Source organism: Janibacter sp. Y6, from assembly GCF_040900765.1.
Lineage (GTDB): Bacteria > Actinomycetota > Actinomycetes > Actinomycetales > Dermatophilaceae > Marihabitans > Marihabitans melonis.
In genome coordinates this window covers 126,166-145,919 of record NZ_JAKLYZ010000002.1, presented here as the reverse complement: position 1 = coordinate 145,919, position 19,754 = coordinate 126,166, and the positions used below count along the sequence as shown (strand labels likewise).

At 74.4% G+C, this 19,754-nt stretch carries 21 protein-coding genes; 10 read left to right on the top strand and 11 right to left on the bottom strand.

Annotated features, from left to right (window positions below):
- Positions 1 to 97 precede the first annotated feature (97 nt).
- Together L6241_RS05635 and L6241_RS05630 are read left to right on the top strand one after the other, a co-directional pair.
- Positions 98 to 562 carry a MarR family winged helix-turn-helix transcriptional regulator gene (locus tag L6241_RS05635; protein WP_123093751.1) on the top strand — a complete coding sequence of 155 codons (465 nt, stop codon included), beginning with the start codon at positions 98 to 100 and terminating at the stop codon, positions 560 to 562.
- Between the two features lie 22 nt (positions 563 to 584).
- Positions 585 to 1,259 (top strand): HAD family hydrolase, encoded by a 675-nt coding sequence (locus tag L6241_RS05630; protein ID WP_368245318.1) that lies wholly within the window; start codon positions 585 to 587, stop codon positions 1,257 to 1,259.
- A 204-nt stretch (positions 1,260 to 1,463) separates the two neighbouring features.
- Here L6241_RS05630 and L6241_RS05625 read toward each other — a convergent pair whose 3' ends face one another.
- Positions 1,464 to 2,276, bottom strand: coding sequence for a spermidine synthase (locus L6241_RS05625; RefSeq protein WP_368245317.1), 813 nt, complete (start codon positions 2,274 to 2,276; stop codon positions 1,464 to 1,466).
- Between the two features lie 33 nt (positions 2,277 to 2,309).
- Between L6241_RS05625 and L6241_RS05620 the strand changes: the two genes are divergently transcribed.
- Positions 2,310 to 2,711 carry a sterol carrier family protein gene (locus L6241_RS05620; RefSeq protein ID WP_368245316.1) on the top strand — a complete coding sequence of 134 codons (402 nt, stop codon included), beginning with the start codon at positions 2,310 to 2,312 and terminating at the stop codon, positions 2,709 to 2,711.
- Here the strand turns inward: L6241_RS05620 and L6241_RS05615 are convergent.
- A complete protein-coding gene (locus L6241_RS05615) occupies positions 2,671 to 3,750 on the bottom strand; it encodes a Gfo/Idh/MocA family protein (protein WP_368245315.1) in 1,080 nt (359 codons plus the stop codon). The two genes, L6241_RS05620 and L6241_RS05615, sit on opposite strands and share 41 nt — an antisense overlap.
- Before the next feature lie 60 nt (positions 3,751 to 3,810).
- On the opposite strand from L6241_RS05615, the gene L6241_RS05610 reads away from it, so the two are divergent.
- On the top strand, positions 3,811 to 4,119 hold the full coding sequence (locus L6241_RS05610; protein ID WP_368245314.1) for a hypothetical protein: 309 nt from the start codon (positions 3,811 to 3,813) through the stop codon (positions 4,117 to 4,119).
- 39 nt (positions 4,120 to 4,158) lie between these two features.
- Positions 4,159 to 5,730, top strand: coding sequence for an amidophosphoribosyltransferase (gene purF / locus L6241_RS05605; protein ID WP_368245313.1), 1,572 nt, complete (start codon positions 4,159 to 4,161; stop codon positions 5,728 to 5,730).
- A gap of 129 nt (positions 5,731 to 5,859) precedes the next feature.
- Here purF and L6241_RS05600 read toward each other — a convergent pair whose 3' ends face one another.
- The 3 genes from L6241_RS05600 to L6241_RS05590 are packed head-to-tail and all read right to left on the bottom strand — an operon-like array spanning position 5,860 to position 8,132.
- Positions 5,860 to 7,071: an MFS transporter gene (locus tag L6241_RS05600; protein ID WP_368245312.1), complete on the bottom strand. Its 1,212-nt coding sequence runs from the start codon at positions 7,069 to 7,071 to the stop codon at positions 5,860 to 5,862.
- A gap of 14 nt (positions 7,072 to 7,085) precedes the next feature.
- A complete protein-coding gene (locus L6241_RS05595; RefSeq protein WP_229299876.1) occupies positions 7,086 to 7,526 on the bottom strand; it encodes a MarR family transcriptional regulator in 441 nt (146 codons plus the stop codon).
- A gap of 48 nt (positions 7,527 to 7,574) precedes the next feature.
- On the bottom strand, positions 7,575 to 8,132 hold the full coding sequence (locus L6241_RS05590) for a DinB family protein (RefSeq protein ID WP_368245311.1): 558 nt from the start codon (positions 8,130 to 8,132) through the stop codon (positions 7,575 to 7,577).
- Positions 8,133 to 8,271: 139 nt separating this feature from the next.
- Between L6241_RS05590 and purM the strand changes: the two genes are divergently transcribed.
- Positions 8,272 to 9,378, top strand: coding sequence for a phosphoribosylformylglycinamidine cyclo-ligase (purM, locus tag L6241_RS05585; RefSeq protein ID WP_368245310.1), 1,107 nt, complete (start codon positions 8,272 to 8,274; stop codon positions 9,376 to 9,378).
- Entirely contained in the window at positions 9,378 to 9,998 is a 621-nt protein-coding gene (locus L6241_RS05580; RefSeq protein WP_368245309.1) for a LuxR C-terminal-related transcriptional regulator, read from the top strand. Before purM ends, L6241_RS05580 begins: the two co-directional genes overlap by 1 nt.
- A 19-nt stretch (positions 9,999 to 10,017) precedes the next feature.
- On the opposite strand, the gene L6241_RS05575 is transcribed toward L6241_RS05580, so the two are convergent.
- The 5 genes from L6241_RS05575 to L6241_RS05555 form a co-directional block, all read right to left on the bottom strand.
- Positions 10,018 to 10,215, bottom strand: coding sequence for a DUF3073 domain-containing protein (locus L6241_RS05575; protein WP_368245308.1), 198 nt, complete (start codon positions 10,213 to 10,215; stop codon positions 10,018 to 10,020).
- 151 nt (positions 10,216 to 10,366) lie between these two features.
- Complete coding sequence (locus L6241_RS05570; RefSeq protein WP_368245307.1) at positions 10,367 to 11,506, bottom strand: glycosyltransferase; 1,140 nt, start codon at positions 11,504 to 11,506, stop codon at positions 10,367 to 10,369.
- Positions 11,503 to 13,233, bottom strand: a complete 1,731-nt coding sequence (locus tag L6241_RS05565; protein WP_123093737.1) for an ATP-binding cassette domain-containing protein — start codon at positions 13,231 to 13,233, stop codon at positions 11,503 to 11,505. The genes L6241_RS05570 and L6241_RS05565 overlap by 4 nt, the downstream gene beginning before the upstream one ends.
- A complete protein-coding gene (locus tag L6241_RS05560; RefSeq protein ID WP_368245306.1) occupies positions 13,220 to 14,095 on the bottom strand; it encodes an ABC transporter permease in 876 nt (291 codons plus the stop codon). The genes L6241_RS05565 and L6241_RS05560 overlap by 14 nt, the downstream gene beginning before the upstream one ends.
- 32 nt (positions 14,096 to 14,127) lie before the next feature.
- Positions 14,128 to 15,387 carry a nucleotide sugar dehydrogenase gene (locus tag L6241_RS05555; protein ID WP_368245305.1) on the bottom strand — a complete coding sequence of 420 codons (1,260 nt, stop codon included), beginning with the start codon at positions 15,385 to 15,387 and terminating at the stop codon, positions 14,128 to 14,130.
- A 132-nt stretch (positions 15,388 to 15,519) separates the two neighbouring features.
- Here L6241_RS05555 and L6241_RS05550 point away from each other — a divergent pair, with 132 nt between their 5' ends.
- Positions 15,520 to 16,923 carry a hypothetical protein gene (locus L6241_RS05550; protein WP_368245304.1) on the top strand — a complete coding sequence of 468 codons (1,404 nt, stop codon included), beginning with the start codon at positions 15,520 to 15,522 and terminating at the stop codon, positions 16,921 to 16,923.
- On the opposite strand, the gene L6241_RS05545 is transcribed toward L6241_RS05550, so the two are convergent.
- Complete coding sequence (locus L6241_RS05545) at positions 16,911 to 17,468, bottom strand: hypothetical protein (protein WP_354588392.1); 558 nt, start codon at positions 17,466 to 17,468, stop codon at positions 16,911 to 16,913. The genes L6241_RS05550 and L6241_RS05545 overlap by 13 nt on opposite strands.
- Positions 17,469 to 17,572: 104 nt before the next feature.
- Between L6241_RS05545 and L6241_RS05540 the strand changes: the two genes are divergently transcribed.
- Positions 17,573 to 18,547, top strand: coding sequence for a glycosyltransferase (locus L6241_RS05540; RefSeq protein WP_368245303.1), 975 nt, complete (start codon positions 17,573 to 17,575; stop codon positions 18,545 to 18,547).
- Positions 18,544 to 19,701 (top strand): glycosyltransferase family 2 protein, encoded by a 1,158-nt coding sequence (locus L6241_RS05535; RefSeq protein ID WP_368245302.1) that lies wholly within the window; start codon positions 18,544 to 18,546, stop codon positions 19,699 to 19,701. Before L6241_RS05540 ends, L6241_RS05535 begins: the two co-directional genes overlap by 4 nt.
- Positions 19,702 to 19,754 lie beyond the last annotated feature (53 nt).

Below are 19,754 nucleotides of genomic sequence, written 5' to 3'. Positions count from 1 at the left end.
TGTCGTGAGCAGGTAGTGAGCGTGTGCAAGTAGTTTCCACGCGGACGAAGGTAGTTGCACGCGCTGACTACTGCAAGTCGCTGATAAACTCAGCGCCATGGGTATCGCTGATGACGCCGTGGAGATCCGGGCTCGGGGGTGGCGCACGCTCGCGGCGCTCCATGGGCTCGTCGAGACCGCGATGGAGCGCGAGCTGCAGCGCGAGCACGGCATCTCCGTCGTCGAGCTCACCGTCCTCGACGCGCTCGACCGCCAGGACGGGTGGCACATGAGGATGCAGCAGCTCGCCCGGGCCGCCGCCCTGTCGAGCAGCGCGACCACCCGGCTCGTGACCCGGCTCGAGGACCGCGGTCTGCTGACCCGCGTCCTGTGCGCCGACGACCGCCGCGGCATCTACACCGAGCTCACCGCGGCGGGCCGCGACGCGCTGCGCGAGGCCCTGCCCACCCACGACCGGGTCCTGTCCGAGACGCTGGCCACGGCGTCGGGGCGTCCCGAGCTCGCCCCGCTCGTCGAGGCCCTCCACGCCCTGCCGGCCGCCCCGGAGCCCGCCGATGCCTGAGTCCGCGATGCCTGAGCACCCGATGTCTGAGCCTCACGGGCCCGCCGGTCTGGTGATCTTCGACTGCGACGGGGTGCTCGTCGACTCCGAGCGCCTCAACGTGCGCACCTGGCGCCGGATGACGACCGACCTCGGTCTCGACCTCACCGACGAGGACGTCGTGCACACCTTCGTCGGCAAGGCCTACGCCGACAACCGGGTGCGCCTCACCGAGCTCGTCGGGCGTGACCTCGACCCCGCCTGGGAGCGCCGTTTCCGGGCGGAGTTCCGCGCGAGCCACGCCGAGCTCGAGATCATCCCCGGCGCCCGGCACGCGCTCGAGGCCTGCGTCGCGGGCGGTCTCGAGGTGTGCGTCGCATCGGGGTCGATGCGCCAGGCGCTCGAGTACAAGCTCGAGGCGACCGGGCTCGCCGGGCTGCTGCCGCCGTCCGCCCGCTTCAGCAGCGAGGAGGTCGAGCGCGGCAAGCCCGAGCCCGACGTCTTCCTCCTCGCCGCTCGCTCCATGGGGCACGACCCCGCCCGGTGCGTCGTCGTCGAGGACAGCCTCGCCGGCGTCGCCGCCGGCCGGGCGGCCGGGATGCGGGTGGTCGGCTACGAGTCCGACATGACCCCGCACGCGTGGTTCGGTGACGCCGACGCCGTCGTCACCGACATGGCTCAGGTCCCCGCGGTGGCTGCCGACCTGCTCGCCGGCTGACCCCCTTCGCCCCGGGTCGCGTGATGACGGCCGATGGGGATCATGAGGGGCTTGCCCGAGACGGGGTCGACGATGACCGAGCTCTCGATGCCGAGGTATGGGGATCGGCCGGCTGAGATGGCCGCGGAGGGCCGATTGCCATACCTCGGCGAAGGGGGGAGGGTGAAGGGGGGAGGGCGAAGGGGGGGAGGGGCGGGGCGGCGGTCAGCGCACGCGCCACGCGCCGGGGTCCGGCGCGGTGGGCGGCGGCACGTCCTCGCCGTCGTGGATCGGGCGGGCCCCGCCGGCGCGGGCGAGCAGCTCGCCCGGCGTCATCACCCCCGAGGGGAAGGGCCAGCGGCGCAGCTGGCGGGTGATCGCGTCGGCGTCGACCCCGTCGGGGGAGGCCACGAGCACGGCGTTGCCGTAGCGGCGGCCCTTGAGCACGTCACGCAGCGCGACGAGCGCGACCGGGCCGACCCCCTCGCGCATCCCGGCGGCGACCCGCACGAGGTAGCGCAGCCCCGGGTCGTCCGGGCAGTTCATGAGCACGACGCCGCCGGGTCGCAGCACTCGCGCGACGTCGGCGAAGAACTCCTGGGTGACGAGGTCGGCGGGCACGGCCCCGTCGGCGAAGGCGTCGACGACGACGACGTCCGCGCCCGCGTCGGCGAGGGCGGCCACCCCTTCGCGTCCTCGCTGCGGGCGCACCCGGATCCGGTGCCCGCGGGGCAGCGGCAGCTCGCGGCGGACGAGCTCGGTGAGGGCGGTGTCCGGCTCGAGGACGACCTGGGGCGAGCCCGGCCGGGTGGCGTGGACCCAGCGCGGGAGGCTCAGGCCGGCGCCGCCGACGTGGGTGATCGCGACCCGCGGGTGGGTCGACGCGGGCAGGAGAGCGTCGACGACGGCGGCGAGGTGCTGCACGTACTCGAAGACCAGGCCCTCGGGGTCGTCGAGCGAGACGTAGGACTGCGGCTGACCGCCGACGACGACGCTCACACCACCGTGCTCGTCATGGACCAGCTCGACCTCGCTCACGCCCTCACCCTAGGTGTGGGCGAGGATGTCGCCATGCCACGACGGATCAGCGACGAGGACGGCCGCGCCGCCCTGGCCCGGTGGGCCGCGACGGAGAGCCCCGACCGCGCGACGACGGGGACGGCGGTGCGCTGGACCCTCACCCTGCTCTCCGAGGCGGCCCCGGGCCGCTCCGTCGAGGTGCGGGTCCCTCCCTTCGGCGCCGTGCAGTGCGTCGAGGGCCCGGTCCACACCCGCGGCACGCCCCCGGCGGTCGTCGAGACCGACGCCGCGACCTGGTTGCGCCTGGCCACGGGGCAGACGGCCTGGGCCGACGCCCAGTCGGCCGGGGCCCTGCGCACGAGCGGCAACCGCACCGACCTCTCCGCCCACCTCCCCCTACGCGAAGGGGGAGTCAGGCCAGCTGGGAGCGGATCGAGTCCATGTGCTCCATGAGGGCGACGGACTCGTCGAGGGGCATGAGGGGTGACTCGGTCTCGCCCGCGTGGACGCGAAGGGCGACCTCGCAGGTCTCGTGGCGCAGGCCCCGGTGCATCTCGACGGGGTCGCCGATCATCTCGTCGAGCACGACGTCGTCGCTGCCGACGAGGCGCATCGTCGTCGGCCCGTAGAACTCCCCGTCGAGCTCGAGCCGGGCCCACCGGCCGGCGACCACCGCGGTCGTCGGCGTGCGGGTCGACATGTCGCACGACAGCGACCCGACCGCGCCGCTCGGGCCGCGGACCGACATCGCGACGCGGGCGTCGACCCCTTCGTCGGTGAGGGTCCCGGCGGCGGCCACCCGGTCGATCCCGCCGAGGACCATCGAGGCGAAGGACAGCGGGTAGATGCCGAGGTCGAGCAGCGAGCCGCCGGCCAGGGCCGGGTCCGCGAGACGCCGTGGCCCGTCGGGCCACAGCCGCTGGCCGTGGTCGGCGAGCACGGTGGACAGCTCGCCGAGCAGCCCGAGGTCGAGCACCTGCCGGACGACGTCGTAGTGCGGCAGGAAGCGGCTCCACATCGCCTCCATCGCGAAGACCCCGGCCTCGCGGATCGCCGCGACGAGCTCGCGGGCCTGGGCGGCGTCGGCGGTGAAAGCCTTCTCGACGAGCACGTGCTTGCCGGCGCGCACGGCGAGCAGCGCGTGCTCGAGGTGCTCGCTGTGCGGGGTCGCCACGTAGACGACGTCGACGTCGGGGTCGGTGACGAGATCGGCGTACGACCCGTGGGCGCGCACCGGGCCGTGCTCGCTCACGTGGGCGCCGCAGTGCTCGTCGACGAAGGCCTGCGCCCGCCCGAGGTCGCGCGAGCCCACGGCCACGACCTGCTGCTGGGTGCTGCCGTGCTCGCCGACCTCGATCGCGTGCACCATCTCGCTGGCGATCCAGCCCGCGCCGAGCACCCCCCACCGCAGCCCCGGCACCTCTGCCGGGTCGGGCCGGGTCGAGGTCGGCAGCTTCATCTCGGGCACGTCGGCCGTGCGTCGTCCGCTCATGGTCACTCCTGCTCAGGTGGTCGCAGGCGACGCTACTGCCCGCGGTGAGACCATGGAGGGGTGAGACCTGATGACCAGACCGGTGAGACCCCCGTCGCGACGGGGGAGGAGCAGCCCCTGCCGGCGCGCGTGCGCCGCCGTCGGCGGCGCGGGGCCCCGATGGTGTGGCGCTGGATCGGCACCGGGGCGATCATCGGCTTCGCGCTGCTCGGCGCCTACGCGATGACGAGCGACAACGTCAACGAGGCGACCCGGCAGTCGTACTCGGCGACGACGGCCGTCGGATTCATGGGCATTCTCGGCGCGTGCATCGGGGCGCTCGTCGCCGCCGTCGTGCTCGCGCTCGTCATGGGCCGCGACCGCCGGTAGAGACCTGGGCAGCACGCCCGCTGTGGGAGGATGAGGCACGTGGCTCGCGGAGACGGACAGCTGTCGCACGACCTCATGCCCGGGGAGAAGGGGCCGCAGGACGCCTGCGGCGTCTTCGGGGTGTGGGCACCCGGCGAGGAGGTCGCCAAGCTCACGTACTACGGGCTCTACGCCCTCCAGCACCGCGGCCAGGAGTCGGCGGGCATCGCGACCTCCGACGGCCGCTCGATCCTCGTCTACAAGGACATGGGCCTGGTGAGCCAGGTCTTCGACGAGCGGGCCCTCGGTGCCCTGCGGGGCCACCTCGCGGTCGGCCACTGCCGCTACTCGACGACCGGCGGCTCGACGTGGGAGAACGCCCAGCCCACCCTCGGCGGTCATGACGACGGGACCGTGGCGCTCGCCCACAACGGCAACCTCGTCAACTCCGCCGAGCTGCGCGACCTCGTCGACGCCCGCCTCTCCGAGCGTGGTCGTCCCGCCGAGGACGGCACGTGGCGCGACGCGACGCCCAGCGGCGAGCTGCGCTACGGCAACACGACCGACACCGCGCTCGTCACCGCGCTGCTCTCGGACAACCCCGACCGCACCCTCGAGGCCGCGGCGCTCGACGTGCTGCCGCGCTGCAAGGGCGCCTTCTGCTTCGTCTTCATGGACGAGCACACCCTCTACGCCGCCCGCGACCCGCAGGGCCTGCGCCCGCTCGTCATCGGCCGCCTCGAGCGGGGCTGGGTCGTCGCCTCCGAGACCGCGGCGCTGGACATCGTCGGCGCCTCGATGGTCCGCGAGGTCGAGCCCGGCGAGCTCATCGCCATCGACGAGGACGGCCTGCGCAGCCACCGCTTCGCGAAGGCCGAGCCGAAGGGCTGCGTCTTCGAGTACGTCTACCTCGCCCGCCCGGACACGACGATCAACGGTCGCGCCGTCCACGAGGCGCGGGTCGAGATGGGCCGGGCGCTCGCCCGCGAGCACGCCGTCGAGGCCGACCTCGTCATCCCCACGCCGGAGTCCGGCACCCCCGCGGCGATCGGCTACGCGCAGGAGTCGGGCATCCCCTACGGCCAAGGCCTGGTGAAGAACGCCTACGTCGGGCGGACCTTCATCCAGCCCAGCCAGACGATCCGACAGCTCGGCATCCGGCTCAAGCTCAACCCGCTCAAGGACGTCATCAAGGGCAAGCGTCTCGTCGTCGTCGACGACTCGATCGTGCGCGGCAACACCCAGCGCGCCCTCGTGCGCATGCTGCGCGAGGCCGGGGCCGCCGAGGTCCACGTGCGCATCTCGAGCCCGCCCGTGCGCTGGCCCTGCTTCTTCGGCATCGACTTCGCGACCCGGGCCGAGCTCATCGCCACCGGCCTCGGCACCGCCGAGATCTGCACCTCGCTGGGCGCCGACAGCCTGGGCTACATCAGCGAGGACGGCATGATCGCCGCGACCGAGCAGCCCCGCGAGGCGCTGTGCACCGCGTGCTTCTCCGGCGTCTACCCCATCGAGCTGCCGTCGAGCGAGCGTCTCGGCAAGGGCATCCTCGAGCTCCAGCTCGGCATCGACGAGCACGCCGGCGTCACCGAGGTCGGCACGCTCGACGTCGAGCGCGCGACCCGGGGCTGACCCCTTCGCCCCTCGGCACGGTCTCCCGCCCCGACCGCCCCACCTCCGACGCGAGCTACCACGCAGTACTGGTCGTGATGACGACCAGTACTGCGTGGTAGCTCGGTGGGGCGAAGGGCGAAGGGGGAGTCAGGTCCCCGCGGTGACCGCGGCCGCCTCGACCTCGGAGCCGACCGGCTCCGCGCCGTGGTCGGGCTGGTCGTCGATCGCCCGCACGAGGGTGCGGCCGGTGAGCAGGACCGCGACCCCGAGGAGCACGGCGACCGCGCCGACCCAGAAGGGCAGGTGCGCCGAGCGCTCGCCGAGGACGCCGGCCATCCACGGCGCGACCGCGCCGCCGGCGAAGCGCACGAAGCTGTAGGCGGCCGAGGCCACGCTGCGATCGACCGGGGCGATCTTCATGACCGTCTCGGTGATGAGCGTGTTGTTGATGCCGAGCAGGGCGCCGCTGACGATCGTGCCGACGACGAGCACCGGCTTGTGCTCGGTCCACACGCCCATGACCGCGAGCACGGCGGCGAAGGCGACGAGCGCCCCGGCCATGCCGGCGAGAGCGCCCACCCGGCGCTGGACGACGGGGGCGACGACGACGGAGAAGATCGCGAGCAGCAGCCCCCACCCGAAGAAGACGAGACCGACCTGACGCTCGGAGAGGTCGAGCGGGAAGGGGGTGAAGGCGAGCAGGGTGAAGAAGCCGACGTTGTAGAGCAGGGCGGTGAGGCCGACGGTCAGCAGGCCGCGGTGGCGCAGGGCCCGCAGCGGGGCGCCGAGCGAGGTGGGCGGGCCGGCCGGCTCGGTGTCGGGCAGGGTCACCCACGTCACGACGAGGGCGACGAGCATGAGCGCGCTCACGCCGAAGAACGGCCAGCGCCACGAGCCGGAGCCCAGGGCCCCGCCCATGAGCGGGCCGGCGGCGATGCCCAGGCCGAGGGCGGCCTCGTAGAGGACGATGGCCTGGCCGACCGACCCCTTCGCCGCCTGGACGATCGTCGCGAGCGCGGTCGCGACGAAGAGCGCGTTGCCCAGGCCCCAGACGGCGCGGAAGCCGACGATGCCCCCGATGGAGTCCTGGGCGCCGGCCAGGCCCGCGCCGACGATGATGATCGCGAGGCCGAGCATGAGCGTGCGCTTGGGCCCGATCCGGCTGGAGACCCAGCCGGTGGCGAGCATGGCCACGCCCATGACGGCCATGTAGCTCGTGAAGAGCAGCGAGACCTGCGACGGGGTCGCGCCGAGCTGGTCACCGATGGGCTTGAGGATGGGGTCGACGAGGCCGATGCCCATGAAGGCCACGACGCTCGCGAAGGCGACGGACCAGACGGTCCGGGGCTGACGCCACATGTGAGGAGTCCTCTCTACGAAGGGTCCGACGCCGGCCGGGTCGCCTCGAGGAGCTCGCCGAGGACCGCGACGGCGTCGCGCAGCCTCGTCTCGTCGACGGCGGCCCGCTCGACGACCGGGGCCAGCGCCGCGCCACGCGACCGGCGGATGCCGGCGATGCGCTCGGCGCCGGCGGCGGTCAGCGTCACGAGGGTGGCGCGCGCGTCGGCGGGGTCAGGGGTGCGTGCGACGAGACCGAGGCCCTCGAGGCGCTGGACGGCCGTCGTCATCGACGGCTGCGAGCTCTCGTCGGCGTCGGCGAGCGCGGTGACCCGCGCGGGACCGATCTCGTCGACGAGGACGAGGACGCGCGCCTGGGCCGAGGGCATGCCGAGGTCGGCCGCGCGGGTGGCCCAGCGGGACAGCCGGGCGGAGGTCCGCAGGAGCTCGTCGGGCAGGGTGTCGGAGGTCGTCACCTCTCGACTATTACATAGATAAACTATGTAAATCCACCGGGGTGGACGTCAGCCCATCGTGCGCTGGCCGTCGATGCTCTCGCGGATGATGTCGGCGTGGCCCGCGTGCTGGCTGATCTCGGCGAGGAGGTGCAGGGCGACCCGGCGCACCGACCAGCTCGCCCCGGGCTCGAACCACGGCGCCTGCGGCAGCGGGATCGAGCGGTCGAGGTCGGCCTCGCGCAGGAAGTCCTCGGTGCCGGCCGCGACCTGCTCGACCCGGCGGCGCAGGTGCGCGAGGGTGTCGTCCTCGCGCAGGACGAAGCGGGTGTCCTCCCACTCGCTGCCCGACCAGTCGCCGTCGTTGCTCGCGCCCTCCGCCGCCACCGCCTCCCAGTCGACGTCGGACTCGTACACCCCGGACCCGCCGAAGGCGTCCGCCCCTCGTCGGGCGAAGTCGACCCACTGCTCCTCGGTGTCGGCGACGTGCTTGAGCAGCGACGCGATGGTCAGCGCGCTCACCGTGCTCGCGGTGCGCGCCTGCTCCTCGCTCAGCCCCTCGGCGGTCTGGAGCAGGAAACCACGATGCCGCCCCAGGCTCTCGATGATGTCGTCCCGCTCGGCCATGCCCGTCCCCTTCGTCGACCGGCGGGCGCTCCCCGTGCCCGCTGCACATCTCTCACGGTAGGGGCGTCCACCGACGACGTCACCCCCTGCCGGCCGGACCAGCGGTGGTCCGACGCCGCCGACGCACTACCCTGGCCGCGTGAGCGAGCCCATCACCTATGCCTCCGCCGGTGTCGACGTCGAGGCGGGCGACAAGGCCGTCGAGCTGATGAAGGAGTCGGTCCGGCGAGCCCAGCGCCCCGAGGTCCTCGGCGGGCTCGGCGGCTTCGCCGGCATGTTCGACGCCTCCGCCCTCGTCGGCATGCGATCACCGGTCCTCGCGACGAGCACCGACGGCGTCGGCACGAAGGTCGCCGTCGCCCAGGCGATGGACCGGCACGACACCATCGGCCAGGACCTCGTCGCCATGGTCGTCGACGACATCGTCGTCTGCGGCGCCGAGCCCCTCTTCATGACCGACTACATCGCGACCGGCTCCGTCGTCCCCGAGCGCGTCGCGGCGATCGTCAGCGGCATCGCGAAGGGGTGCGAGCTCGCGGGGGTCGCCCTCGTCGGCGGCGAGACCGCCGAGCACCCCGGGCTGCTCGAGCCCGACGAGTACGACGTCGCGGGCGCCGCGACCGGTGTCGTCGAGCGCGACGCGATCATCGGGCCGCAGACCGTGCGTCCCGGCGACGTGGTCCTCGGTCTGGCCTCCTCGGGCCTGCACTCCAACGGCTACTCCCTCGTGCGCGCCGTCCTCGCCCAGGCGGGGTGGGCCTACGACCGTGAGGTGCCCGAGCTTGGCCGCGCCCTCGGTGAGGAGCTGCTCGAGCCGACCCGCATCTACACCCTCGACCTGCTCGACCTCATCCGCTCCGACGTCGACGTCCGCGGCCTCAGCCATGTCACCGGCGGCGGGCTGGCGGCCAACCTCGCGAGGGTGCTGCCGGCCGGCACGCTCGCGCGCGTGGACCGGGCGTCGTGGACCCCGCCGCCGATCTTCTCGCTCGTCGGGTCGTTGGGCCAGGTGCCCCGCGCCGACCTCGAACGCACGCTCAACCTCGGCGTCGGCTTCGTGGCGGTCGTGCCGCCGGAGCACGCCGACGCGGCGATCGCCCGGCTCGCCGAGCGCGACCTGCCGGCCTGGGTGCTCGGCGAGGTGCACGAGCGCGAGGGGGCACCGGTCGAGGACGGCGTCGAGGTGGTCCAGGGCGCGAAGGGCGTCGACGGGGGAGCGGTCCAGGTCGTCGGCGAGCACGGCTGATGCTGCGGGTCCTCGTCGCGGACGCCGACCCCACCTCACGATCGGGGTGGGTGGCGCTGCTCGAGGCCGAGCGCGACCTGCGGGCCCGGCCCGCCGTGAGCGCCGCGGAGCTCGTCGAGAGGTGCGAGTCGGCCGACGTCGTCCTGCTCGTCGTCGGGGATCGCACGGCACCCCGGATGCCCGAGCTGCTCGCCTCCGTCTCCGACCGCAGCGAGACCCCGGTCGTCGTCCTCGCGGCGACGGCGACGGACGAGCTCGTGCCGCAGGCCATCGAGCAGGGAGCCGCGGGAGCGCTCGTCGCCGACGCGGCGCCGACCCAGGTCGTCGCCGCGGTGCACGCCGCCGCTGGTGGCGCGAGGGTCGACACCGACACGGGCATGGTCCCCGTCACGGGGCCGCTCGTGCAGCGCGTGAGCCACGAGGCCAGCCCGCTGACCGCCAAGGAGGTGGAGATCCTCGCGCTCGCCGGTGAGGGGCTGAGCAACCAGGAGATCGCCGGTCGGCTCTACGTCAGCGTGTCGACGGTGAAGTCGCACCTCTCGCACGCCTTCGGCAGGCTCGGGGTGCGGCACCGGGCTGCGGCGATCGCCGAGGCCCGCAGGCGCCGGATGCTCCCCTAGGGGGCGCACCCGGCTGAGATCACCTGTCGCGTGGGGCCCACTCGTCGTAGCCGTCGTCGTCATCCGAGGTGCGGTCGTCGCTGACGGACCACCGCTCGTCGTGACCGGTCTGTGTGTGGAGTTCCCGCTCAAGCGCCCGGAGGTCGGTGTCAGGCGAGTAGTACTTCAGCTCGCGTGCGACCTTGGTCTGCTTGGCCTTCGCTCGGCCGCGCCCCATGGCGTGACCCCCTCATGCGTAGTGCGGGACGGCCATGACCTCTCATGAGGCGAGCTCACGAGCGGCTGGGCGGTCCCGGATCTGTGGTGTGTGTCGTGGGCCTAACGCTACATGAGACGGCGACGATTCCGCGCCTCGGCCCGGCCCGCCCCTACGCGTCGCGCACGGGCCGCGCCGCCGCCGTGACGGCCGCGACGAAGAGGGGCGCCTGGACGGCCCAGTCGTAGCGCTCACGGGCGAGCGCGTGGCCTCGTCGGCCCATCTGCGCGGCCCGCTCGGGGTCGGCGTGCAGGGCGAGGACCGCCCCCACCGCGGCGGCCGCGTCTCCGAAGGGGACGACGACACCGCCGTCGCAGGCCTCGACGAGCTCGACGGCGAGCGGCAGCGGCGTCGTCACCGCGGGCACGCCGTGCGCGAGGTACTCGACGACCTTCGTCGGGGTGCTCGGCCGGTAGTTCGGCAGGTCGTGGAGCAGCGAGAGCCCCGCGAGCGCGCCGTCGAGCATGGCGCCGGCCTCCTCGGCGGGCACGAAGCCGTGCCACACGAGGTCGCCGGCCGCCGCGGCCTCGCCCAGGGCGTGCTGCGTCGCGGTGTCACGGGCCGGGCCGATGACGTGCAGCACCGGCGCCTGCGGGCCGCTCGCGCGCAGGGCGCGCCCGACCTCGACCATCTCCGCGGCACCGCGCGCCATCGTCACGTTGCCGAGGTAGACGACCCGGTCGCGACCCGGTGCCGCGAGCCGAGGAGGGACGGTCGCGGCGTTCGGCACGACGGGATGGGTGTGCGCGAAGCGCTCCTGGTAGCCCGGCTCGGCGAGCAGCAGCTGCCACCGACGCTCGACGAGGCGCTCGAGGCAGCGCCATCCGCGCGCGACGACCGGGCGAAGGGGGTGCGGCAGCCAGTCCTTGACGACGAGGGCCGCCGCCGGGTCCTCGTGGACGTCCCACACGCGCCGGCCGCGAGCCAGGCCCGCGAGCGCCGGGACGAGCTCGGGGTCGTGGACGACGACGACGTCGTGCTCGGGGGCAAGGCGTCGCACGAGCCGGCGGGCCGCGACGGCGGCGCGCAGGCGCCGGCGCCCGGCCGCCCGGGGCAGGTCGACGACGGCGAGCCCTTCTGCAGGGTCCGGCACGACGTCGTACCCGGCGAAGGGGGCGGCGTAGGTGACCTGCCAGCCCGCGTCGAGCAGGGCGCGGACCTCGCGGTGGCGGATCCGCGAGTCCGAGGGGTGGTGGACGACGGTGACGACGAGCGCGCGTCGCGGCGCGCCGGGGAGCTGGGCCGGGCTCACTGCTCGCCGACGAGCTCGCCGAGCTCGCGGCGCACCCCGTGGCCGACCCGGTCGGGGCCGCCGACGACGACGACCGACCGCGGGCGCAGCCGGCGCACCTCGTCGAGCACGGGCGGGGGCACCTCGTCGGTGAGCAGCCACAGGACGGGGCGTCCGGTCTGCGCGGCCGCGAGGACGGTGACGAGGGCCTCGCCGGTGGCGGTGACGAGGGTCGTGAGGAGCGCGTCTGGCGCGGTCCTGCCGGTCGCGGCGGAGCGGTCGACGAGCTGCTGCATCGGCCCGCGTCGGGCGTCGTGCTCGACCGGCGCGATCGCGCCCAGCCGCTCGACGTCCGTCGCCGGCAGGACGCCCTCCTCGCCGCCGACGACGACGCGGGCCGGGGCCCACGACGCGACCGCGGCGAGCGTCTCGTCGTCGAGACCGGCGTCGTCGACGACGAGCAGCGGCTGGCCGTCGAGCGCCGCCTCGGCCGAGTACAACGTGCTCATCGAGCCCGGGTCGTCGCGCAGCACCCGCAGCGTCGCGCCCGGTTGCGGCGGGGCGATCTCGAGCACCCTGCGGCCGATCTCGGCCGAGGTGCGGCCGTCGACCCGGTCGGTCGGCCCGATCTTGCGCAGCTGGTCGACGACCTGGCTGCTCAGCTGGTCCTCGTCGCCGACGACGACGACCCGCGCGGGCTGCAGCCGCGAGAGCTCGTCACGGGTCGAGCCCGGGGCGTTGCCCTTGTGCGAGAAGAGGACGGGCCAGCCCAGCCGGGCGGCGGCCGGCACGACCTGACGCATGATCGCGGCGCCGCGGCTCGGCACGACGAAGGCGCCCTCGACGCCGCTGTCGTAGGTGCGCGCGCTGAGGCGGGCGGCCGTCTCGACGCGGTTGCGCCCGCCGACGCGCTCGACGCCCGGCACGTCCGGCTCGGAGGGGGTGGGGTCCTCCCCCTTCGCCCGACGGCGCTGCCGCTTGGGCAGGGTCTCCTCGTACGCGCCGAGGACCTCCTCGGTCGGGCCGTCCATGACGAGCCGGCCCTGGTCCATCCACAGGACGCGGTCGCAGATCTGGCGGATGCTGCCGTTGGAGTGCGAGACGAGGAAGACGGTGCCGGCGCTCTCGCGGATCGAGGCGATCCGCTCGGCGCTGCGCTCGCGGAAGTCGGCGTCGCCGGTCGCCAGCGCCTCGTCGATCATCAGCACGTCGGGGGCGGCGGAGGTCGAGATGGCGAAGCGCAGGCGTGCACCCATGCCGGAGGAGTACGTGCGCATCGGGCGGTAGACCGCGTCGCCGATGCCGGAGAAGTCGACGATCTCGTCGAAGCGCTCGCGGATCTGCGCGCGGCTCAGACCGAGCGCCTGGCCGCCGATGTAGATGTTGCGCTCGCCGCTCAGCTGGCTCATGAGGACGGCGTTGACGCCGAGCAGAGAGGGCTCGCCGGCGACCCAGATCCGCCCCTTCGTCGGGGGGATGAGGCCGGCGACGGCCCGCAGCAGGGTCGACTTGCCCGAGCCGTTGCGCCCGATGATCCCGATCGACTCGCCGTGGTGGGCCACGAAGCTCACGTCGGTGACGGCGGGCACCTCGCGGGCGACCGCGGGCTGGTCGCCGCGGCGCCGCAGCCGGGAGACGAGGCCGCCGTCCCCGCTCGTCGTCGACGCGCGCCGGCTGCCGCCGACGACGCGGTAGACGATGTCGAGCCCGTCGACGACGACGGTCGGGCGCTGCTCAGCCTCGGCCATAGCGCGCCTCGTCGATCCAGAAGACGACCATGCCGACGGCGAGCAGCCCGACCGCCCACGCGGCCAGCGCCCACCACACGGTGAGATCGAAGGGGTGGTCGGCCGGCGACATGAGGGCCTGGCGGGCGGCCTCGAGCGGCAGCGCGAAGGGCTGGTAGATCAGCACGTCGCCCCACAGCCCCGGCAGCCGGTCGGCGTACTGGGCGACGGGGAAGAAGACCCCCGAGGTGTAGCGCAGCAGGCGCACGACGACAGGGATGAGCTGGCCGATGTCCTTGCTCGCGTTGACCAGCCGTGAGCCGATGAGCGCGAAGCCCGCGAGGACACCGGTCTGCAGGAGGATCGCCGGCACGAGCAGGAGCCAGCGCACGCTGGGCGTCTCGCCCGTGAGCACCATGACGACGAGGAGCAGCGCGAAGGCCGGCAGCGCGGCGATGAGCTCGGTGAGCGCGACCGACAGCGGCAGCACCGCGCGGGGGAAGTGCAGCGCCCGCACGAGGTTGAGGTTGCTCGTGACCGACTTCGAGCCCCGGGTGATGACGCTCGAGGTGAAGGTGAAGAGCACGACGCCGATCGAGAGGAAGCCGACCTTGTTGCTCACCGAGCCGGTCGTCCCGAGCAGCACCCCGAAGATGAGGAAGTAGCTCGCGATGAGCAGCGCCGGGTTGAGCAGGTTCCACAGCTGGCCGAGCCGGTTGTCGTGGTTCTTCGCGTACGACTGCGCAGACGACAGGGTCCACAAGAAGGCCCTGCGTCGCCACAGGTCACGCAGGTAGCGCCCGAAGGGGGGCCGGGTGCCGAGCTCGGTCAGCCCGTGGCGCTGCGCGAGGGCCGTCGCCTCGGCACTGCTCAGGCTCGGCACCGGGGAGAGAGGGGCCCGGGACGGGCCCGTCGTCACAGCCGCTCGACCCGCTCGCCGTCGGTGGCGACACCGCGCGTGTCGAAGAAGCGCTTCGCCTTGGCCGCGAGGGCGTCGACGTCGTAGCCCTTGTGGTTCTGCACGAGGATCGTCAGGTCGGCGTCGCCGACGGCCGCGTCGAGGTCGGTGACCCGCTCGGCGTCCGGCACCGCGCGCCACTGCTCGACCTTGTCGTCGTGGTAGCGCACGGTGGCGCCCTTCGCGACGAGCTGCTGGGCCAGGGGCACGGCGGGGGACTCGCGCTGGTCGGCGATGTCGGGCTTGTAGGTCACGCCGAGGAGCAGGACCGAGGAGCCGCGCAGCGACTTGCTGTCCTCGTTGAGGATGTTCTGCGCACGCTGCACGACGTAGGCCGGCATCGTCGAGTTGATCTCCTGGGCCAGCTCGACGAAGCGGAAGGGGTAGCCCAGCTTCGCGCGGACGTTGTAGGAGAGGTAGTTGGGGTCGATCGGGATGCAGTGACCGCCGACGCCCGGGCCGGGGTAGAAGGCCTGGAAGCCGAAGGGCTTGGTCTTCGCCGCGTCGATGACGTCCCACAGGTCGATGCCGAGGTCGTGGCAGAAGCGCGCCATCTCGTTGACCAGGGCGATGTTGATGTGGCGGTAGGTGTTCTCGAGCAGCTTGGCCGTCTCGGCCTCGCGGGTGCCCTTCGCGCGCACGACGGTGTCGACGAACTGGCCGTAGAAGGCCTCGGCGGCGTCGCCGCAGGCAGGGGTGTGGCCGCCGACGACCTTCGGGGTGTTCTTCGCGCCGAAGGTCTCGTTGCCCGGGTCGATGCGCTCGGGCGAGAAGGCGAGGTGGAAGTCGGTGCCGGCGGTCAGGCCCTTGGCCTCGAGGACGGGGCGGACGACCTCGTCGGTCGTGCCCGGGTAGGTCGTCGACTCGAGGATGACCGTCTGGCCCGTGGTGAGGTGCTCGGCGATCGTCGCGACGGCGGCGTTGACGGGGCCGAGGTCGGGGCCGCCGTCCTCGGAGAGGGGGGTGGGCACGCAGATGACGAGGGTCTTGACCTCGCTGAGCTTGCTCGCGTCGGTCGTGGCCTCGAAGCCCGCGCCGATCATCTCGGAGATGTGGTCGTCGGTGAGGTCGTCGACGTGGGACGTCCCGGCGTTCAGGGCGTCGACCACGCCCTGGTTGACGTCGAAGCCGAGGACCTTGAGGCCGACACGCGAGGCCTCCTGCGCCAGGGGCAGGCCGACATAGCCCAGCCCGATGATCGCGACGTCGAATGCCACAGTCGTTTCCTTCGTCAGTGCGGACCCGACCGGTGCCGGGACGTGCAGGTGCGCCCCCGGCGGCGCCAGGGGCGCGTCGAGCATACCCGCCAGCCCGCTCCCGCCCCGCACGCCGCGTCTAGCATGACCGCCATGCCGCACCCCCTGCCCGTCCTGCTCGTCACGAGCAACGGCGTGGGCATGGGGCACCTCACCCGGCAGCTGGCCGTCGCGGCCAGCGCGCCCGCCGAGCTCGACCCGGTCCTCATGTCCCTGTCCGGCGCCCTGCCGACGGTCGCGTCGGCCGTGGCCCGGGGCGCCCTGCCCGAGCTCGCCGACCTGCGCACGGAGTACTGCCCGAGCCGGCGCAGCGGGTGGTTGCCCCGCCGGGGCCCGGCCGCCGCGCTGCGGCGGCGCTACCCGCCCTACCAGTGGGAGCCGTACTTCCGCGACCGGCTGCGGGCGCTCGTCGCCGAGACCGGTGCGCGCCTCGTCCTCTTCGACGGGGTCGTGCCGTACCGCGGGCTGCGCGAGGCGCGGGAGGCCCTGCCGGGGACCCCCTTCGTGTGGATGCGGCGCGGGATGTGGCGCGCCGGGGTCGGCGCCGACTGGCTGACGCACGCCACGGTCTTCGACCACGTCCTCGAGCCCGGTGACGTCGCGGCCGCCCGCGACCGAGGGCTCACCCGTGAGCGCGACGACGCCCAGCGGATCGCCTCCATCTCGATCGCGTCGGCGCTGCGCCTGCACGACCGCGCGCAGGCGCGCGAGGCCCTCGGGCTCGACCCGGACCGCCCCGCGCTGCTCCTCACCCCCGGCACCGGGGCGCTCGAGGACGTCGCGTCGCCGGTCCGGGCGGCCCTGGCGACCGTGCGGCGCGAGCAGCCGGACTGGCAGGTCGCCGTGACGAGCCCGGCGCTGGCCCGCCACGGCCTGGGCGACGAGGCCGACGTCGTGCTCCTGCGCGACACCTACCCGCTGGCTCGCTCGCTCGCGGCCTTCGACGCCGCGGTGAGCGCGGCCGGCTACAACTCCGTCCACGAGCTGCTCGGCGCCCGGGTGCCGACCCTCCTCGTGCCGGGTCTGGCGCTCGGTGCCGACGACCAGCTCGGTCGCGCCGCGGGGGCCGCGGACCTCGGTGCGGCCCTCGTCGCCCGTCCGGACGACCCGACCGCGCTCGAAGGGGGAGTGACCCGCCTCCTGCGGGCGGCCACTCGTGAGGACCTCGCCGCGGCGTGCGCCGCCCTGCCGGCCCCGACCGGCGCGGCCGAGGCCGCGCAGGCGCTCGGCGCGCTGACGGCCGGCGCTCCCGCCCCGGCCGGGCTCGGCGACGGCGAGGGCCTCGGCCCGCCGCGCTGGCGCTCGGCGCTGCCGGACCTGCGCACCCCGGTGAGCGTCGACGGGGCGCGTCAGCGCCGCGACGCGCCGACGCTCCACCTCACCCAGGACCTGCCCGACCGGCTCGGCGACGAGCCCGTCGAGCACCTCGTCGCGGGGTCCTCGCCCCAGTACCGGCGGGCGCGCGCCCGGGTCGCCCGCTGGGTCTACCGCTCCTGAGAGCGCCGGTCCCGGCGCCGGGAGAGACCTCGGCGCACGCCGCCGAGCACCTGCCGGGCGCGGGTCCTCGCCCGGCGCGCGGGGGAGTGCGCCCGGCGCACCGCCGCCTGCCACTGCGGCGTCGCCGCCCCATGGGCCCGCACGCCGACCGCCTCTCCGTCGACCCAGTGCCGCCAGGCGCCGGTCGTGAGGTCGGCGACGTCGGTGACCGGGGCGTCGGGGTCGAGGCCCAGCACCTGCGCGAGACGGGCGTCGAGGTCGTCGTCGGCCGCGAGGAGCTGCTCGACGGGGACGGCGACGAGCGCGGCGGCGAGCAGCTCGCGGTCGAGGGCGACGCAGCGCGCCGGTGCGCACGCGACCCGCACGACGCGGCGGCCCGGTCGGGAGAGCTCGGCGAGCAGGCGCTGCGCCGCACCGTCGGCGAGGTCGACGCCGTCGTGCACGAGCACCGCGGCGACGTCCGGGTCCGTGGCGGCAGCCCTCAGGGGTGCGGCGTCCTGCGGCCCGGAGACCACGCGCAGCGACGACGTGCTCGTCCGGCTCATACGGCGCAGGGTAGCGGCGGCACCGCACCGGCCGGGGGCGTGCACGGTAGCCTCGCTGCCGCCGAGCCGGGCGCGGGTCCCGGTGCGCAGGGGAGGGTGCAGCGATGAGCGACGAGCTCGCGTCGACGCAGAAGAAGGCGCAGTACCACGCGGCGCGCTCGAAGGCCCGGGCCGCGCGCATCGCCGAGCTCGAGGAGCAGCTCGAGGAGGCCCGTGCGGCGCTCCCGGTGACCGACCGGGTGCCCCCGATCTACGGTGCGACGCGCTACAGCGTCTTCGTCCCCGGGAGCCTGGAGTGGCAGCTGTCCTCGACGGGCGAGGACGAGCAGGCCTACCGGGGGCGGCTGTGGTCGGCCGAGCGGATGGGCCCGCGCCAGCAGGTCTTCCTCGAGTGGGCGACGCCGATCTACCAGGGCTTCCACGACGCGTACGGGTACCGCCATGTCGTGCAGTACAGCGCCGAGATGCCGGCGCGGTGGCGCGACGCCCTGCTCGACGCCGCGGCGACCTACCCTGTGCTGCTGCCCGTGCCCTCGCACCGCTGGCAGGACCGGGTCGGGGCGATCCGCGACGATCTGCGGGCCCGTGACGCGGGGCCGGGCCCGGTGGCCTGGCTGCGCGTCGACGACGACGACCTGCTCGCCACGACCTTCCTCGACCGGCTGGTCCCGCTGGTGACGGCCGCCCACGACGGGTGGTCGGTGTCCTTCGGCAAGGGTCTGACGGCCGAGTACGAGGACGGTCGGCTGCACCGCTTCGGGCTGACCAACCGCACGATGGCCTCGATGGGGCAGACCTTCGTCGGCACGGTCGACCGGTCCGGCAGCCCGACCTTCCCCCCGCTCGTCAGCCACGTGCGCGCGCACCGCGAGATGCCCGTGGCCGTCGACTCCCGCGAGGTCGCCTACCTGCGTCTGCTCCACGACCAGCAGGACCGCGAGCTGTCGGTCGAGGCGGTCGAGAACCCCACCGACATGTACGAGGTCGAGGACCTCGCCGGTGATCTCGCCCGTCTCTTCCCCACCGTCGTCGCGCACAGCGAGCTGCCGACGCAGTCGCTGACGGTCGAGCGCCGATGAGCGACCCGGTGCTCGAGCCCGGGGACACGCCCGTCGGGCGGGTCCCCGGGGCCGGCGTGGAGCGCCGCGCCCGCCTCGGGCTCTCGCGCGAGGGCTGGGTGCTGCGCCGCCCCCTTCGCCGCCCGCGCCGCGGACGCTGGGCCGACGGCCTCGCCGCGCTCGCGTCCCGGGTGGGTGACCTCGACGACGTCCACCATCTGGAGGTCCGGGCGTGCGACGACCCGGGGGGACGGGTGGCCGCCGCCGACGTCGAGACGGTGGTCGCTCCCTTCGCCCGGCGGGCCGTGGCCCGCGGGACCCTCGTCCTGGCCGACCTGCCCGACGCGCTCGGCGGGGCCGTGCCCGTCGCGCTGCGCGGGGTGGCCGGTGCACCCGGAGACCTCGCCCACGACCTCGCCTCCGTCGGGCAACGACGGGGCGTCCTCGCCGCCGCCCTGCCCGCGGACCTGCCGACCGTCACCGCCGTCGTGGCCACCCGGCGCCCTCAGCTGCTGGGCCGGGTGGCCGCGATGCTCGCCGCGCAGACCTACGGGCCGCTCGACGTCGTCGTCGTCGTCCACGGCGGCCACCCCGACGCCCTCCCCCCGGTCGACGTGCCCGGACGGCAGGTGCGGGTCGTCGCCGCGCCCTCCGAGGTGAGCCTCGGGCGGGCGCTGCAGGTCGGCTGCGACGCCGCCGAGGGCGAGCTCGTGACGAAGCTCGACGACGACGACCACTACGGGCCCGACCACGTCCTCGACCTCGTCCTCGCCCATCGCGTCTCCGGCGCGACGCTCGTCGGCAAGAGCACGACGATCGTCCACCTCGAGGACCTCGACGTCACCGTCCGCCGGGTCTTCGGGACGCCGGAGTCCTACGTGCACCGTGTCGCCGGGGGCACGATCCTGCTCTCCCGGGCCGACCTCGCCGAGGTGGGCGGGTGGTCCGACGTGCCGCGGGCCGTCGACAGCGCCCTCATCCGCAGCGTGCGCTCGGCGGGCGGGCGGGTCTACCGCCCCCACGACCTCGGCTACGTCTACGTGCGACACCGCCGGCCGGAGGGCTCGGCCGAGGGGCACACGTGGGCGGCCGACGCCGGGCACTTCCTCGTGAGCGCACGCGAGCAGTGGCTCGGCCTGCTGCGTCGGCCCGAGCTGGGCACGACCGCGACCTGAACGGCCCACGGTGGGCGCCGTGACAAACTGGAGCGTCATCATCACCGACGCAG